This is a genomic window from uncultured Eubacterium sp. (genome assembly GCF_934561735.1).
In the GTDB taxonomy this organism is placed as follows: Bacteria; Bacillota; Clostridia; order Oscillospirales; family Acutalibacteraceae; genus Eubacterium_R.
The window spans coordinates 284,422-300,086 of sequence record NZ_CAKTGT010000001.1; the positions used below are offsets into that span (position 1 = coordinate 284,422).

15 protein-coding genes are annotated in these 15,665 nt (G+C 43.5%); 6 read left to right on the plus strand and 9 right to left on the minus strand.

Annotation, left to right across the window (positions count from 1 at the left end; genetic code table 11):
- The first annotated feature begins 113 nt into the window (after positions 1-113).
- From Q0E08_RS01275 to Q0E08_RS01295, 5 genes are all read left to right on the plus strand, one after another.
- Positions 114-1,055, plus strand: coding sequence for an ABC transporter permease (locus tag Q0E08_RS01275; protein WP_294775311.1), 942 nt, complete (start codon positions 114-116; stop codon positions 1,053-1,055).
- Entirely contained in the window at positions 1,055-1,840 is a 786-nt protein-coding gene (locus Q0E08_RS01280) for an ABC transporter ATP-binding protein (RefSeq protein ID WP_294775314.1), read from the plus strand. The genes Q0E08_RS01275 and Q0E08_RS01280 overlap by 1 nt, the downstream gene beginning before the upstream one ends.
- A 140-nt stretch (positions 1,841-1,980) precedes the next feature.
- On the plus strand, positions 1,981-2,970 hold the full coding sequence (gene cbiM / locus Q0E08_RS01285) for a cobalt transporter CbiM (RefSeq protein WP_294775316.1): 990 nt from the start codon (positions 1,981-1,983) through the stop codon (positions 2,968-2,970).
- Positions 2,963-3,775 (plus strand): energy-coupling factor transporter transmembrane protein EcfT, encoded by an 813-nt coding sequence (locus Q0E08_RS01290; protein ID WP_294775319.1) that lies wholly within the window; start codon positions 2,963-2,965, stop codon positions 3,773-3,775. The genes cbiM and Q0E08_RS01290 overlap by 8 nt, the downstream gene beginning before the upstream one ends.
- Positions 3,772-4,410, plus strand: a complete 639-nt coding sequence (locus Q0E08_RS01295) for an energy-coupling factor ABC transporter ATP-binding protein (RefSeq protein ID WP_294775322.1) — start codon at positions 3,772-3,774, stop codon at positions 4,408-4,410. Before Q0E08_RS01290 ends, Q0E08_RS01295 begins: the two co-directional genes overlap by 4 nt.
- Positions 4,411-4,537: 127 nt before the next feature.
- On the opposite strand, the gene Q0E08_RS01300 is transcribed toward Q0E08_RS01295, so the two are convergent.
- The 3 genes from Q0E08_RS01300 to spoIVB all read right to left on the minus strand — a co-directional run bounded on the left by Q0E08_RS01300 (position 4,538) and on the right by spoIVB (position 8,006).
- Positions 4,538-5,563, minus strand: a complete 1,026-nt coding sequence (locus tag Q0E08_RS01300; RefSeq protein WP_294775325.1) for a branched-chain amino acid aminotransferase — start codon at positions 5,561-5,563, stop codon at positions 4,538-4,540.
- 75 nt (positions 5,564-5,638) lie between these two features.
- Positions 5,639-6,688 carry a DUF3048 domain-containing protein gene (locus tag Q0E08_RS01305; protein ID WP_294775328.1) on the minus strand — a complete coding sequence of 350 codons (1,050 nt, stop codon included), beginning with the start codon at positions 6,686-6,688 and terminating at the stop codon, positions 5,639-5,641.
- 127 nt (positions 6,689-6,815) lie between these two features.
- Complete coding sequence (gene spoIVB / locus Q0E08_RS01310) at positions 6,816-8,006, minus strand: SpoIVB peptidase (protein WP_294775330.1); 1,191 nt, start codon at positions 8,004-8,006, stop codon at positions 6,816-6,818.
- A gap of 114 nt (positions 8,007-8,120) precedes the next feature.
- Here spoIVB and Q0E08_RS01315 point away from each other — a divergent pair, with 114 nt between their 5' ends.
- Positions 8,121-8,867 (plus strand): YebC/PmpR family DNA-binding transcriptional regulator, encoded by a 747-nt coding sequence (locus Q0E08_RS01315; RefSeq protein ID WP_294775333.1) that lies wholly within the window; start codon positions 8,121-8,123, stop codon positions 8,865-8,867.
- A 159-nt stretch (positions 8,868-9,026) separates the two neighbouring features.
- On the opposite strand, the gene Q0E08_RS01320 is transcribed toward Q0E08_RS01315, so the two are convergent.
- The 6 genes from Q0E08_RS01320 to Q0E08_RS01345 all read right to left on the minus strand — a co-directional run bounded on the left by Q0E08_RS01320 (position 9,027) and on the right by Q0E08_RS01345 (position 15,044).
- The gene (locus Q0E08_RS01320) at positions 9,027-9,764 is read right to left on the minus strand and encodes a ZIP family metal transporter (RefSeq protein WP_294775335.1); all 738 of its coding nucleotides are present in this window, start codon (positions 9,762-9,764) and stop codon (positions 9,027-9,029) included.
- Positions 9,765-10,202: 438 nt separating this feature from the next.
- Positions 10,203-11,063, minus strand: coding sequence for a hypothetical protein (locus Q0E08_RS01325; RefSeq protein WP_294775336.1), 861 nt, complete (start codon positions 11,061-11,063; stop codon positions 10,203-10,205).
- Entirely contained in the window at positions 11,063-12,232 is a 1,170-nt protein-coding gene (gene thiI / locus Q0E08_RS01330) for a tRNA uracil 4-sulfurtransferase ThiI (RefSeq protein ID WP_294775338.1), read from the minus strand. The genes Q0E08_RS01325 and thiI overlap by 1 nt, the downstream gene beginning before the upstream one ends.
- Positions 12,233-12,346: 114 nt before the next feature.
- Complete coding sequence (locus Q0E08_RS01335; RefSeq protein WP_294775341.1) at positions 12,347-13,480, minus strand: cysteine desulfurase family protein; 1,134 nt, start codon at positions 13,478-13,480, stop codon at positions 12,347-12,349.
- A complete protein-coding gene (locus Q0E08_RS01340; RefSeq protein ID WP_294775344.1) occupies positions 13,480-14,655 on the minus strand; it encodes an HAD hydrolase-like protein in 1,176 nt (391 codons plus the stop codon). The genes Q0E08_RS01335 and Q0E08_RS01340 overlap by 1 nt, the downstream gene beginning before the upstream one ends.
- The gene (locus Q0E08_RS01345; protein WP_294775347.1) at positions 14,655-15,044 is read right to left on the minus strand and encodes a thioesterase family protein; all 390 of its coding nucleotides are present in this window, start codon (positions 15,042-15,044) and stop codon (positions 14,655-14,657) included. Before Q0E08_RS01345 ends, Q0E08_RS01340 begins: the two co-directional genes overlap by 1 nt.
- Positions 15,045-15,665 lie beyond the last annotated feature (621 nt).

Consider the following 15,665-nt stretch of genomic DNA (forward strand, 5'->3'; position numbering starts at 1 on the left):
CGATATACATATTTATATATTAATTATGTACATTTACGGATAAATTTATATATTTATATGTACGGGCGAACTGTGTTCGCCTGTGAAATTTATGAAAGACAATGGTGAAAACAATGTCAACTTTAGCTTCAATATTTGATGCGGGACAAATGCAAACCGTTTTGGAACTCGGATTAATCACTTCACTTACGGTGCTTGCTTTGTTTCTCAGCTACACAATGCTCAATGTATGCGACCTTTCAACCGACGGTTGCTTCACACTCGGTGCGGCAGTCGGTGCAATAGTTGCTTTAAACGGTCATCCGATTTTGTCAATTCCGCTTGCAATGCTTGCCGGTGTTGCTTCGGGTTTGATTACTGCGCTGTTGCAAACCGTTCTCGGTATAGACAGCTTGCTTGCGGGTATCGTTGTTAATACCGGATTGTACTCAATCAATATTGCGGTTATGAAAAAATCGTCATTGCTCAATCTCAACAGTGCCGACACTGTTTTTTCGCTTCTCAAATCAAAGCTTGACGGCACTGCACTTGAGGGCAAACAAACCCTTATCATTGCGGCTTTGGCAGTATTTTTGATTGTGCTGTTTTTGTCATTGTTCCTCAAAACAAAACTCGGACTTTCCATTCGTGCAACGGGTAACAACCCGGATATGGTAAAGTCATCATCAATCAATCCGATTGTCACAACAATTATCGGTCTTTGCATTGCAAACTCGTTCACCGCCTTGTCGGGTTGCTTGCTTGCACAGTCTCAAAAGCAGGCAGAAATCAACATCGGCACGGGTATGGTAACCGTTGCACTCGCTTCGCTTCTTATCGGCGGCGTGTTTGTCAGACGGGGCAAAATTCCGCTTCGTGCAATCGGTGCGGTTATCGGTGCGGTTGTGTTCCGCTTGGTATATCAAATCGCTATCGGTCTTCATATGCCGCCGTTTATGCTCAAATTTGTATCGTCGGTAATCGTAATTATCGCAATCGCAGGACCGTATCTCAAAACAAAAATGCCTGAATATATCAGAAAAGCAAAGCTTCGCTCGGGAAAGAAGGTGCAATAATGCTCACATTGTCAGATGTAAAAATGGTATTCTTTAAGGGCACACCAGATGAAAAGGTGGCACTTAACAATCTTTCCCTTGAGGTAAATCAAGGCGATTTTATCACGATTATCGGTGCAAACGGTGCAGGCAAGTCAACGCTTTTCAACGCTATTGCCGGCACATATCTTACCGATGAGGGCAGAATTTTGCTTGAGGGTAAGGACATCACCGCTATGCCGGAACACAAGCGTGCATGCTTTATCGGCAGACTTTTCCAAGACCCGATGAAAGGCAGTGCTCCCGGTATGAGTATTGAGGAAAACCTCGCTCTTGCCGCAGGTCACGGCGGATGGCTCAGCACCGTTTCAAAAAAGGATAAAAAGATTTTCAGGGAAAAGCTCGCTCTTTTGGGCATGGGACTTGAGGACAGAATGAACTCGCCCGTGGGACTTCTTTCGGGCGGTCAGCGTCAGGCTCTCACCCTTATGATGGCAACAATCAATCCGCCGAAAATTCTGCTTCTTGACGAGCACACGGCGGCTCTCGACCCGGGCACAGCCGAAAAGGTGCTCAATCTCACCACTCAAATTGTGGATGAAAATAAAATTACCTGCCTTATGATTACTCACAATATGCAGTCTGCGCTTGACCTCGGCAACCGCACAATTATGATGGATAAGGGCAGAGTGGTTTATGATGTGGCAAACGAGGAGCGTGCCGGACTTACCGTTCCCGACCTCCTTGAAAAGTTCAAAATCTCCGTCGGCGAAAACCTCGATAACGATAGAATGCTCCTGTCGTAAAAAGTGTATATAAAAATCTAAGGCTTCTCTTATTCAAACAAGAGAAGTCTTTTTTGTAAAAACAACCCCCGGGGAGGCTTGTTTTGGATTTTTGGGTATGATAATATACAAAAGTGAAATTTAAGCAGAGGAGAAAACTTATGCACATTCCCGAAAACTATCTTTCCCCGGCTACCTGTGCGGTTATGACAGCCGCTACAATTCCTGCGTGGGGATATTCAATCAAAAAAGTATCTAAAGAAATCACAAAGGACAAAATGCCGCTTCTCGGTATTTTTGCCGCTTTTTCATTCGTTGCAATGATGTTCAATATCCCTATTGTCGGCGGCTCAACCGGTCACGCAGTAGGCGGAACGCTGATTGCCATACTTCTGGGGCCTGAGGCGGCGTGCCTGTCGGTCAGCGTAACGCTGATTTTGCAAGCGTTGCTGTTTGGAGACGGCGGTGTGCTTGCAATTGGTGCAAACTGCTTTAATATGGCTTTTGTTCTGCCGTTTGTCGGCTATGCCGTGTATAATCTCATTACTCGCAAAATCAAAAATAAAAACGGCAAGTTCATCGGTGCGGCTGTCGGCAGTTATGTCGGCATCAATTGTGCGGCACTTTGTGCGGCGGTTGAGTTCGGCATTCAGCCTCTGCTTTTCAAATCCGCAGACGGTCAGGCACTTTATTGCCCGTACGGACTAAATGTGTCAATCCCTGCAATGATGGCGGAACATCTCACACTTTTCGGCTTGGCAGAAGCGATTTTCACCGTTGCAATGCTTGCGTTTGTGGAAAAAACTTCGCCTGAGATTATGGCAAAGCAACCGAGAACAAAAAAAGGCAACACCTTCATCGGCGGCCTTCTTGCGGTGCTCACTCTTGCAACCCCTATCGGACTTTTGGCAACAGGCACAGCCTGGGGCGAATGGGGTGCAGACGAAATGACCGACCTTGTAGGATATATTCCAAAAGGACTTGCAAACGGTCCGCTCTCAACATTTGAGGCGATTTGCCCCGATTATTCAATCGGCGGTTTGCCTGAGTGGGTAGGATATATTTTGTGTGCCGTTATCGGAATTGCACTTTCAACAATTCTGTTTAAACTTGTAAGCACATTTATGAAATCAAAGGTTAACTATGACTGAAAATGAAATACCGTCATGGTTGACGGTAAACGAGGACTACACACCGCCAAAGGACAAAAGCGGATTTATCACAAAATCGCAAAAATCCGTGGTGGCGGTTATGTCAAAATTTAAAGTTAACAGCGGCGTATATAAGACGAAGGAAGCGAACACTTCCGTTCGTCTTTTTGCCGTTTTATTGCTGATAATTCTTACCGCCGTGGCAAAAAATTACAGCTTCGTTTTCTTTATGCTCGGCGTAACTGCGGTGAGAGTTGCCCTGCTCAAAGCGGACAAAATCAGGGCACTTTTTAAGGTGCTTATCCCTGCAATGATAATATCGGTTATCATTCTGCTCCCCGCTGTTTTTATGGGGCATCCGAAAACCTTGCTCACGGTTCTCGGCAAAGTTGCCGTCAGCACAAGCCTGATTATGTCGGTCAATTTGACCGCACCGTTCAACAGCATAACTTCGTCGCTCAAATCGTTTCACATTCCCGATGTGGTGATTTTCACCTTTGACATCACGATAAAATATATTTTTATATTGAGCGAAATCTGCCTTGAAATGCTGACGGCACTTAAAATTCGGTCAATCGGCAAAAACGACAACAAAAAATCCTCGGCTTCGGGAATACTCGGGACGGTATTTATAAAAGCCAAGCAGTCGGGCGAGGAAACGGTAAAAGCTATGGAATGTCGAGGTTTCGGCGGAAAATACACGGTTAAACGGCACGAAAAATTAAAGGCAAATGATTTTTTGTATATCCTTTTTGTTGCCTGCGTGGTAGGAATTTTTGTTTATTTTGAGGTGATTGCAAAATGATAAAACTTGACGATATTTGCTTTGCATACGACATCACTCCCGTGTTGAAGCACTTCGGCACGGAAATCGCAGACGGCGAATTTGTTGTTATCAAAGGCGATAACGGTTGCGGCAAAAGCACACTTTTGAACATTATAAACGCTCTTGAATTTGCCGAAATCGGAACTTACACCTTTGACGGCACCGTAATTGACAAAAAGGCTGTGAAAAACGAGCAATTCGCAAAAAACTTTCATCAAAAAATCGGATATGTGTTCCAAAACACAGACGCACAGCTGTTTTGCTCAAGCGTGTACGACGAAATTGCCTTTGCTCCACGCCAAATGCAACTTGACGAAGCGGAAATTGCCAAGCGAGTTGACGATATGCTGAAACTTACGGGCACGGAACACCTCAAAGAGCGTGCACCGTTCCACCTCTCAATGGGCGAAAAGAAAAAAGTTGCCGTGGCGTCCGTGCTTGCAATGAATCCGCAAGTGCTTGTTCTTGACGAGCCGATGAATTTTCTCGATAAAAAATCAAGAGAGTGGCTTGTTGAATTTTTGAATCAAATGCACGCTGTCGGCAAAACAATCATAATCGTGTCGCACACCGATGATTTTGACAAAATGGCAGATAAAATAATCGAATTATAAATGAAGAATATTAAAAACGCTGTAAGTATCGAACTTACAGCGTATTTAAAACCCCACCGTCTTTTTTGTTACACAAAAAATCCACCTCCCCTTGCAACAAGGGGAGGCAGAATCGGTATGTTTTATATTAGTCGATTTCGCAGATCCAGCCTTCAGGGGCTTCGATTTCGCCCATCTGGATGCCTGTGAGTGTTTCGTAAAGTTTCTTGGTGTAAGGACCCATTTCTTCCATACCCGATGGGAAGCAGATTTCTTCATCGTGGTTAACAATTTTGCCAACCGGTGAGATAACGGCTGCTGTGCCGCAAAGGCCGCATTCTGCAAAGTCCTTGAGTTCGTCGTAGTAAACTTCTCTGTGTTCAACAGGCATATTGAGATAGTGTTCTGCAACATACATGAGTGAACGGCGAGTGATTGACGGAAGAATTGAGTTTGACTTTGGAGTTACAAGCTTGCCGTCTTTTGTGACAAAGATGAAGTTTGCACCGCCTGTTTCCTCAACCTTTGTACGAGTCTTAGGGTCAAGGTACATATTTTCATCAAATCCGCAATTATGAGCGTCAACAATGTTGTGGAGCGACATAGCATAGTTAAGACCTGCTTTGATGTCGCCTGTACCGTGAGGTGCGGCTCTGTCAACATCGGAAACTCTGATTGTGATTGGCTTTGCACCGCCCTTGAAGTAAGGGCCTACAGGTGTAGCAAAAATTCTGAATTGGAACTCGTTAGCCGGTTTTACACCGATGATTGAATCGTAGCCGAATACGAACGGACGAAGATAAAGTGTTGCGCCCGAGCCGAACGGAGGAACATATGCCTCGTTTGCCTTAACTACCTTTTTAACCGCATCAATAAATTTTTCTTCAGGTACTTCAGGAATTTCAAGTCTGCGGCAAGATTCCGCAAGTCTTTTAGCGTTCATATCAGGACGGAAGCAAACTGTTCTGCCGTCTTTTGTTGTGTATGCCTTTAAGCCCTCAAATACTGTTTGAGCATATTGAAGCACACAGGCACACTCGCTCATGGTGATGTTAGCGTCTTTTGTGAGAGCACCGTCATCCCACTTGCCGTCTTTGTACCACGAAACATATCTTTCGTCTGTCGGAATATAACCGAAGCCGAGGCTTGACCAGTCAATATCCTTTTTTTCCATTTGAAACATCTCCCTTGTTTGTTATATACTGTATAAATTCATTATAGCACTTTGAATAATTTTGTAAAGAGTAAATTATTCTGCCGAACAAGTTATTTTGCCGTTATGATTTGATGATACAAATCCTATGTACGACTTACCCTTGTTGACCGAAAGAGTGTTGCCCACTGCGTCTTTAAGCACAAGTTTGCCGTCTGAAACCTCCCAAGTAATATCCGTTGCCGTGCCGTTTGAAATATATTTGCCGCTGCCTGATGTCCACTTGTAGTTGAGGTAAGTTGTGGTTGAGCCTTTGTACGGCACTGTTATGTAGGTTGATTCGGCTTTCAAGATGATAAGGTTTTGGAATTTAACCTTTTTCTCCCAATCGTTTGTGCTGTACTTGCCGTCCTCTGCGTTGTAGGTGAATTTTCTTGTGTCGGTTCTGTCAGAGAACTTTACGCCGACAGAAGTTGCACCGTCTGCACCGGCAGGAGCAACGGTTGAATTAAAGCTAAATTGTGAAAATGAACTGTCTTTAAGTTCGGTTCTGTATCCCTTTTTCTCGATTGCTTTTTTTATCTTTTTGCCGTTGAGAACGCCTCTGTGCTCGCTTGATACCTTTCTTGTTGTGTCACGGCTGAAAAGCTCGCCGCCGGACATACCGTCAATGTCGTTGACTTTTTCTTTTTTGATGGTTTCATATCCGCCGGTGTAATTTTTTGTGCTGTGGCTTCCGCCCCAATGGATGAAAATTGCGTCAAAAAACTTGCTGAATTTTACATAGCTCGGTCTTGCCGAACGGAGCGGACCGACTTTTTCGGGTACATCGTTTGTGTCGGCATAGAGCCAAAGCATACGGCTGATACCGCCCTCAACTTCGCCCTCACAGATGATGTCCGGTGAAGTGATGCCCCATTGCGGTCTTGCCGGACGGAGATTTTCTACAACTATTGCAACAGGTCTTTTGCCGACTGCCGATTCGGAAAAGCCTTCTTCGCCTGTGAGCGGATTGAGCACCGGTGCCTTTGTTGTGGTTTCGGTTGTAGGCTGTGCGGTTGTCGGTTCTTCATCTTGTTTTGCTGAGCAACCAAACAGTGCAACCACCATTAAAACAGATAATAAAATTGCTGTGATTTTCTTCATTTTTACATATCTCCCAAAAGTTAATATACAATAATTTTACCACTTGGGATATATAAATTCAATCGTTAATAGGTAGAAATTCACAGCAAAATTTTGTACAGATTGAAAGGTATCAAAATCGGATTGCTTAATTGTTTGACTCCTCTGCCATTGTTTGCGCAAAAACGGCATATCCCTTTTGCGGATTGCCCACAATAACATGGGTGAGGGCACCTACCAATTTGCCGTTTTGAATAATCGGAGAGCCTGACATTCCCTGAACAATTCCGCCCGTTTTGTCAATCAAATCCTTGTCCGTCACCTTGACTATCATATTTTTTTCACGGTTATTTTCGTTAAATCCTATGTGGGTTATCTCAATTTCGTATTCCTTGGGTTGTCCTTTTTCTACGGTTGAAATTAAGGTAGCCTTGCCTTTTTTTACCTCTTGAATTGCGGCAACGGGGTATTCCTTTGCACATTCCGACACTTCGGCATATGCGCCGTAAATTCCGCAATCCGTGTTTGTGAGCAGTTTGCCGAGTGTTTGATTTGTAAAGTCACATTCAAGTGATCCGGTTGTGCCTCTTGTGCTTTTTTCGATTTTTGACACGGTGGCTTTAACCGCTTCGCCGTCAAGCATCGGCATAATTTCCTTTGTGTCAATATCATTGATTTGGTGACCGAGAGCCGCAAAAATTCCGCTTTGTTTGTTGTAAAATGTGATTGTGCCTATCCCTGCGGTGGAATCCCTCACCCACATTCCCGCCTTGTAGCAACCCTCTCGCTCGCAGTAAACGGGAGTGACGGTGTAATCTCTGTATCGCTCGCCTCGCTTGATTTTCACTTCAAAGCTGCCGCCGTTGTTTGCACCCAAAATTGACTGAACTTGGTCCGAAGTGTACACATTTTCGCCGTCTATGGCAACAATAATGTCGCCGACTTCTATTCCTGCCGAACCTGACGGACTCTTTTTGCCCGAATCGGTTTGAACCTCCTGAATTCCCACAACAATTACGCCGTCCGTGTACAACTTTATGCCGAAAACTTCACCGCTTACCATAACCTTTTGTTCGGCTTTTTCGGTAACGGTAACTTCTTTTACCGGGATTATTCCAAACAGTTTTAGGTTTTCTCTTCGTGGTGTGGCTGTTTGCCTGTCAACGGCAAGGCTTGTGCTTTTTCCGGTATAGGTAAACACCTTTGCAAGTGGCTCGCTGTTGCCGTCGTAGGTTACAACACCGCTCGGAAGTGCGGCATTGCCCCAAATAATAACGCCGAAAATCACAACGCAAATAAAAAATAAAATAACATCAAAAATTCTGATTGCCTTTTTCAAATTTAACACCTCGTTATAGTTTTGCCGAGGTAAGCAAAATTCATACTTGCAACCATATATTATATGTGCTAAAATATTTTGTGTATAAATCTGACAGAAAGGTATTTTTTAATTATGAGCGGACATAATAAATGGAGCACCATTAAAAGAAAAAAGGGTGCAAACGATGCTGCAAGAGCAAAAGTATTTACTAAGATAGGAAGAGAGCTTGCCGTTGCAGTTAAAAACGGCGGTGCAGACCCAAACAATAATGCAAAGCTTCGTGATGTTATCGCAAAGGCAAAACAAAACAATGTGCCAAACGACAATATCGACAGAATGCTCAAGAAAGCCGCAGGCGACGCCGACACCACAAATTACGAAGAAATCGTATACGAGGGCTACGGTCCGTCAGGTGTTGCGGTTGTTGTTGAGGCACTTACAGACAACAGAAACAGAACTGCCGGCGAAGTAAGACATTACTTTGACAAGGCAGGCGGAAATATGGGCAACCCGGGTTCGGTTACATTTATGTTTGAAAAGCTCGGCGTTATCATCATCGAGAAAGAGGACACAGATGAGGATCAACTTATGGAGGACGCACTTGAAGCAGGTGCTTCCGACTTTCTTACCGATGAAGAGGATATTTTTGAAATCCGCACAGAGCCAAACGATGTCGGCGTAATTCGTGACGAACTTGAAGCAAAGGGCTACACGATTATTTCAAGCGAAGCCGCATATGTTCCAAGCACTTATACCCGTCTTGAAAGCCAGGATGATATGAAGAAGATGGCAAAGATGATTGAAATGTTTGAAGAAAACGACGATGTTCAAAACATCTACCACAACTGGGAAAACGAAGACGAATACGAAGAAGATTAATAAACAAATTACTAAAGCTCCTCTTATTTATAAGGGGAGCTTTAGCACTTTATGTGCGACTTTAACATCGTAGGGGAAGATATTATCTTCCCGTATTTCTGCAGGCGAACGCAGTTCGCCCCTACGATTTATAATTTACAAACGGTATTCCGTTGTATCTCACCCAAACACAACATCCAAAATCATCATCACGCAAAAGCCGATGGCAAATGAGAATGTTGAAAGATTGTTGTGCGTGCCGAGGCTTGCTTCGGGTATCAGTTCGTCAACCACCACAAACAGCATTGCACCTGCCGCAAAAGCCAAAAGATATGGCATTGCAGGCGAAATTATGCCAAATATCAAAAGGGTCAGCACCGCAAAAATCGGTTCGACAGCACCGCTCAAAGTTCCAATCAAAAAGGCTTTCCCTTTGCTTTTTCCCTGTGCAAGTTCAGGCAGGCTGACTATTGCACCTTCGGGGAAGTTTTGAATTGCTATGCCGATTGACAAAGCCATTGCGTCTGCCAAGGTTACATTGCAGTCGGGCGAGAGCATACCGGCAAAAACTATGCCTACCGCCATGCCCTCGGGTATGTTGTGCACGGTTACGGCAAGGACTAATTTTGCCGCTTTTGTAAGTTTCAGTTTTGGCAAAATCACATCCACAATTGGCAGAAGTCCCACACCGAGCAACAGGCCTACCGTTGCCGGAAAAAACGACAGTTTGCCCAAGTTTTCGCTTTGTTCTATTGACGGAATGAGTAGCGACCATACCGATGCCGCCACCATAACTCCTGCCGAAAAGCCGAGAAGCGGTTTTTCAAGCGAGGGTTTTATTTTTTGTTTAAAAAACAGCACGCACCCGGCACCGAGTGTTGTGCCTATAAATGGAATAAGTATTCCGATAAATGTCATAGTATCACCGTTTTATACTATGATATTTTTTACTTTTTGGTACAAAAGAGCCGTTCTTAATGAACGGCTCAGCGTGTCGAAAAAGTGTTTTCGACACGCTGTAGGCTGTTGAGAAAGGTTCTGAATTTCGTTTTCTTGCGAAGGAAGATGTACGATGGTACCTCGACTGAGCAAAAAACGAAAAACGCCAAAAGTGCCGCAAACTCGATGTTTGCGGCACTTTTCTTTAAATAGTATTATTAAATTAATATTATTCCGGGATAGGCAAGCCGGTCTCACCTGCCGGTTCGGTCGGTGCTTCTGCATTAAAATGCAGAGGTCTCCACAGGAGACCCGCACCCCCTACTTAATGTGTGTTAATATAATTTTGGCGTGCTTCAGGGGCTTTATCGACAGTCTGAGCCGCTCATAATTTGAACGGCTTTTACTGTAAATGCTTTATAATTTTTGCGTAGTTTTGTGCTTTTTGTCCGTGTACACATCCGGCTGCCATTGTTCGGCAAGCCAATAAGGATTGTGCTTGTCATTTTTGTCGTACCACACCTGAGGATAATGCACTTTTTTGTTTTTGGTAACATCGGTGTAAGGCTTAACCTTGCCGTCAACCTCAACGCATAAAATAACAAATTTAAAGTTCGGCATAAAGTCGGTGTCAACATTTATGCTTAAAAATCTGTCTGTGTATGACATATCATATTCCGTATGGAAAAGAGAACGGGAATAGATTCTGTCCTCGTAGTTGTTGAAGCTGTCCTCGGTGAGGTCGCCGAAAGTGTAGTACGGAAAAACATATCCGTTGTCATCGGCTTTGTTTGTGTTGGTGTAGTAAGCGGCTATAACCTGATATGTTGTGCTCTTGCCGTAAATATCGGTAAGAGTTACTTTTTGTTTTGAGTTTTTGTACTTGTCGACGGATGAATACAGTGCTTCAATATCGGCTGATTCTTTTTCAACCCCTATTGATTTAATTTGCTTTTCATCATCGATTTTTGAGCCCTCGTCAAAGTGATTGCCGCTTTGCAAGGTGTCGTCTGTTACAAAAACTTTTTTGCCGCTGTCGGCAAAATCAAGCCTTGCGGAAACATATTTGTTTTGACCGTATGCGTCGCAAAATTCTTCGGCAATATGGCGAGGATATTTTACTCCGTACTTTTTTTCATAAGGCTTTAAATATGCCGTGGATGCCGCGTTGATAATTGCAATAACGATTATAACAACCAAAACCGCCGCAATGCAAACAACGGGAATTTTATTTTTTTTGATTATTTCTGTAAATGATTTATTGTTATCTTTTTTCATTATTTAATCACTGTCTTTCTTGCGCCCTGAACTGCTCTGTTTATTAGATTTTCACTGTCAAGTGCCTTTTCGGCTTCAAGGATTTCTTCAATATGCGGTCTTGTTTTAGGATGTTTCGGAGTAAACACCGTGCAACAGTCCTCGTACGGCAAAATTGATGTTTGGAAGGTATCGATTTCTCTTGAAATACGCACGATTTCATCTTTGTCCATACCGATACAAGGTCTGAAAACAGGGAGTTCGGTTGCAACATCGGTGCATCCGAGTGCGTAAATTGTTTGGCTTGCAACCTGACCCACGCTTTCACCCGTGATGAGTGCGGAACAATTTTGATGCTTTGCAATGATTTCCGCAATTTTCATCATATATCTTCTCATAATGATGGTGAAGTAAACTTCAGGGCACTTGTCCCTGATAGCTTCCTGAAGCTCGGTAAACGGCACAACATATGTTGCTATAGGTCCGCTGTACTGTGCAACCTTGTGGAGCAAATCCATAACTTTTTGCTCGGCAAGTTCCGTTGTGTAAGGAGGAGATGCAAAGTGAACGGAGATAAGCTCAATTCCACGCTTTGCCATCATATATGCCGCAACAGGGGAGTCTATGCCGCCGCTGATGAGCACGGCACCCCGTCCGCTTGTGCTGACAGGCATACCGCCCGCACCCTTGATGTTGTTGCCTCTGATGAACGCATAGGTATCTCTGATTTCAACCGTAACGGTAAGCTCCGGATTGTGAACATCAACCTTTAAATCGTGATAGTTTGAAAGGATGTGACCGCCGAGTTCTCTGCAAATTTCAGGTGATTTGAGCGGAAACTTTTTGTCGCTCCTTTTTGCCTCAACCTTAAAGGTTTCAACCTCTTCAAGTCGCTCGCCGAGATATTCAATAGTTTTTTCCTTGATGTCGTCCATATCCTTTTCGGCAACAAGTGCTCTTGAAAGTGCCGCAATGCCAAAAACTTTTTTGAGCCTCTCAACCGCATCGTCAAGGTCGATGTCGTCGTCCTTAGGCTCAACCATAATCGTTGATTGGCTTTTTTTAAAGGTGAACTCGCCGATTTCGGCAAGTGCTTTTTTCATATTTTTGATGAGAATATCCTCAAAAGTGTTCCTGTTAAGACCTTTGAGAACAAGTTCTCCGTTTTTGATAAGTATAATTTCTCTCATTTTTTGTTCCTGTTGTGTTGAAAGTTTGTAGTTAGGGTTAATCCCCTCAGTCTGCATATAAGATGCAGACTGCTCCCCTTACAAGTAAGGGGCGCCTTGGTAGGTTTGTTTGATTTATAGTGGGTATTTTTCCACGGTTTCTCTGACAGCCGCAACAAGTTCGTCAACATCTGCCTTTGTGTTCATTCGGCTGAAGCTGATACGGATTGATTTTTCAATCACTTTGTCGCCGAGTTTCATTGCCGTGAGTACATGGCTTTTTTTGCCCTTGGCACAAGCCGAACCGTTGCTTACATAAACTTCGTATTGGCTTGAAAGGTGCTGAACTATTGTTTGGCTTGTCATAAAACTCGGAATGTACACATTAAGAATGTAGTCCGATGACTCGGCAGAGTTGTTGATTTTTACTCCGTCGATTTTTTGAAGTTCCTCTCTTGTATAGAGGTTAAGTTCGTGAATGATTTTTGTCTGCTCTTTCAGGTCGGGGAACAGCGAAACCGCCTCGCCGAAGCCTGCAATCAAAGGTGAAGCCTCCGTGCCCGGTCTGATTTTGTGCTCCTGCTCGCCGCCGTAGGTTCTCGGTACAATTCGTGTGCCTTTTTTGATATAAAGTGCACCCGTGCCCTTTGGACCGTGTACCTTGTGTGCCGTGATTGTCACCAAGTCCGCACCCAATTTGCTCGGCCTGATTTCGTACTTGCCGTATGCCTGCACGCAGTCAATGTGAACAAGTGCCGGTGCTTTTGCTTTTTTTACAGCCTTTTGTATACATTTAACAGGCAAAATCGAGCCAACTTCGTTGTTCACATACATCATTGAAACAAGGATTGTGTCGCTGTTTACGGCTTCAAAAATTTGTTCTTCCGTGATGTTGCCGTTGCTGTTCGGCTCAAGCCTGATAACCTCAAAGCCTTGTTTTTCAAGTTCCGCCACGGATTCAAGCACGCTTTCGTGCTCGATTGCCGTTGTTACAATTCGGTTGCCTTTGCGTTTATTAGCCGCCGCTGTGCCGAAAATTGCAAGATTGTTTGCCTCCGTGCCGCCCGAGGTAAAAAATACTTCTTCACTCTCGCACGACAGGGATTTTGCAATTATTTCCCTTGCTCTGCGAACTTCTGCATTTGCATTCAACCCCTCTTTGTGAAAAGATGACGGATTGCCGAAGTTTTCGGTAAGCATTTGATATACTTTTTTTGCAACAGCCTCCTCCGGCTTTGTGGTTGCACTGTTGTCTAAATAAGCACTCATTATTTTATATTTCTCAATTCTTTCAGTTTAAATGCGGCGGCAATGGTTTTTGCGTCCGTGATTTCACCGCTCATAATTTTTGTTATAAGGGTGGAGAATTTCATCTTTACCACCTGCAAAAATTCGTCCTCGTCAAGCTCTTGGTCGGTTTTACTGAGTCCGGTTGCCGCGTAAAGATAAATTTCTTCACTCGTGTAGCCCGGTGACGGATAAATTTTGCCGAGATCAATGTAATTTTCTGCGATTATGCCGCACTCCTCGTGCAATTCTCTTTTGCCCGTAACAAGCGGGTCTTCGCCTTTTTCACGCTTGCCTGCGGGAATTTCGTATATTGTTTCCTTGTAAGGATAGCGGAATTGACGCACCATATAAACACAGTCGTCATCGGTCAACGCAATAATTCCCACTCCGCCCGGGTGGTCAACGATTTCTCTGTTTGCCTTGTCGCCGTTGCAAAGCACAATGTCATCCACATGGAAGGTGAGCACTCTGCCGTTATATATGCCTTGGGCATTTTCCGTTCTTTCGTACAAGCCGAGAGCGATTGATTCTATATCCTCGATTTTGTCGATTATATAGTCGGCACCGCTTTCGATAAGTTCAAATTTGTTGCCGAAGCCCCACAAAACGCCAACGCTTGTAACGCCGGCTTCCCGTGCACCGTCCATATCGTAAAATCTGTCACCAACCATAATTGCGTCGGTAGGTTCAATACCAAGCTCGTTGAGGCAACGGCTCAATATGCTTTGCTTTGATTCGCAGTCTGCGTTAAAGCTGACTGCACTGATGCAGTCAAAATATCCTTTAAGGTCTGATTTTATCAGCAGTTCTTCAACATAATTGATAGGCTTTGACGATGCAACGCCGAGCTTAAAGCCCTCGTTTTTGAGAGCCTTTAAAAGCTGTGGAATTCCTTTGTAAAACTCGCTTTCGTACAGTCCGATATTTGTATATCGCTCACGATATTTTTTTACAAGCTTTTCGGCGTCGGTTACGCTTTGATTAAATTTTTCCTGAAATGTTACAAGCAGGGGAGGACCGATGAAAAAATCAAGTTCTTCCCAATCCGGTGCATCGATATTAAACGCGTCAAGTGCATATTTTGCACTTTTTTTAACGCCTACACCGGTGTCGCAAAGTGTGCCGTCAAAGTCAAAAATAACCGCTTTAACCATTATTTTGCCTCCACTTTTTTCATAAAACGCTTGCTGTCAACAACAAATCGCTCTATTGTTCCTTTGCCGATTACCGTGCCGTCCTCTTCGCAGGCCTTTACATCAAAGATGAGCTTTCTGCCCTGTGCTTCTTTGAGCTTTGCGTATGCAATTACAACCGTGCCGACGCCGCTTGCCTTGTCGTGGCTTACATTGATTGCCGTTCCGACAGTGGTTTCGTCACCCTCCAAGCAGTCGGATATAGCAGTGCAGGTTGCCTTTTCCATAAGTGCTATCATAAACGGTGTGCCGAATACAGGCAAAGAGCCGCTTTGTGCCGCAATAGCCGTGTTTGTGGAATTAACTATGGTAAGAGCCTCGCCCTTAACTTCCGTAAAAATTTCTTGCATAAGTTCACCTCGCAATTTATTCGATATATTATAACATATAATTGTAATTAATACAATATATAGGCAGAGTTTATTTGTATTAACGAATTGTTTGATGTTCGGATTTTGCAGGCGAACACAGTTCGCCCCTACGGAATTTGGGTAAAAAGAATATTGTAGGTACGATTTTTAAAAGGCTCTTGAGAAATGATATTTTTGCTATATTAAACTAATTGAGTGAGAATGAATATGTGCTTGAAATATAGTTATACAGCTAAGATGACGGTTGAATTCTGTTTTCTTGCGAAGGAAGATGTACCTCGTCAAAACATATTCCATATAGAACAAAACAAAGTTTTGTAATTATACTGCATATGTTTTTCCTCTTTCCAAAAAATCAAATGATTTTTTGGAAGCCTTTATATTTCGACTGAGCAAAAAACAGAAAGTGCCAAATATTTATTGAATTCGATATTCAATAAATATTTCCGTTCGTTTTTGTGACAAATGATTTTTTATTATATTAAACTAATTGAGCGAGAATGATTTTGTGTTTTAAAGCAGGCACGCTTCAGCCGTTATATTAGTTGTATAAAAGAAAAAAGAGTAGGTGTAACACCTACTCTTTTCCCTCTCTGTCTA

What these genes read in the sequence shown, in the direction of transcription:
- Q0E08_RS01275 (WP_294775311.1), top strand. Translation starts at nt 114, where the DNA reads ATGTCAACTTTAGCTTCAATATTTGATGCGGGACAAATGCAAACCGTT.
- Q0E08_RS01280 (WP_294775314.1), top strand. Translation starts at nt 1,055, where the DNA reads ATGCTCACATTGTCAGATGTAAAAATGGTATTCTTTAAGGGCACACCA.
- cbiM (WP_294775316.1), top strand. Translation starts at nt 1,981, where the DNA reads ATGCACATTCCCGAAAACTATCTTTCCCCGGCTACCTGTGCGGTTATG.
- Q0E08_RS01290 (WP_294775319.1), top strand. Translation starts at nt 2,963, where the DNA reads ATGACTGAAAATGAAATACCGTCATGGTTGACGGTAAACGAGGACTAC.
- Q0E08_RS01295 (WP_294775322.1), top strand. Translation starts at nt 3,772, where the DNA reads ATGATAAAACTTGACGATATTTGCTTTGCATACGACATCACTCCCGTG.
- Q0E08_RS01300 (WP_294775325.1), bottom strand. Translation starts at nt 5,563, where the DNA reads ATGGAAAAAAAGGATATTGACTGGTCAAGCCTCGGCTTCGGTTATATT.
- Q0E08_RS01305 (WP_294775328.1), bottom strand. Translation starts at nt 6,688, where the DNA reads ATGAAGAAAATCACAGCAATTTTATTATCTGTTTTAATGGTGGTTGCA.
- Q0E08_RS01315 (WP_294775333.1), top strand. Translation starts at nt 8,121, where the DNA reads ATGAGCGGACATAATAAATGGAGCACCATTAAAAGAAAAAAGGGTGCA.
- Q0E08_RS01320 (WP_294775335.1), bottom strand. Translation starts at nt 9,764, where the DNA reads ATGACATTTATCGGAATACTTATTCCATTTATAGGCACAACACTCGGT.
- Q0E08_RS01325 (WP_294775336.1), bottom strand. Translation starts at nt 11,063, where the DNA reads ATGAAAAAAGATAACAATAAATCATTTACAGAAATAATCAAAAAAAAT.
- thiI (WP_294775338.1), bottom strand. Translation starts at nt 12,232, where the DNA reads ATGAGAGAAATTATACTTATCAAAAACGGAGAACTTGTTCTCAAAGGT.
- Q0E08_RS01335 (WP_294775341.1), bottom strand. Translation starts at nt 13,480, where the DNA reads ATGAGTGCTTATTTAGACAACAGTGCAACCACAAAGCCGGAGGAGGCT.
- Q0E08_RS01340 (WP_294775344.1), bottom strand. Translation starts at nt 14,655, where the DNA reads ATGGTTAAAGCGGTTATTTTTGACTTTGACGGCACACTTTGCGACACC.
- Q0E08_RS01345 (WP_294775347.1), bottom strand. Translation starts at nt 15,044, where the DNA reads ATGCAAGAAATTTTTACGGAAGTTAAGGGCGAGGCTCTTACCATAGTT.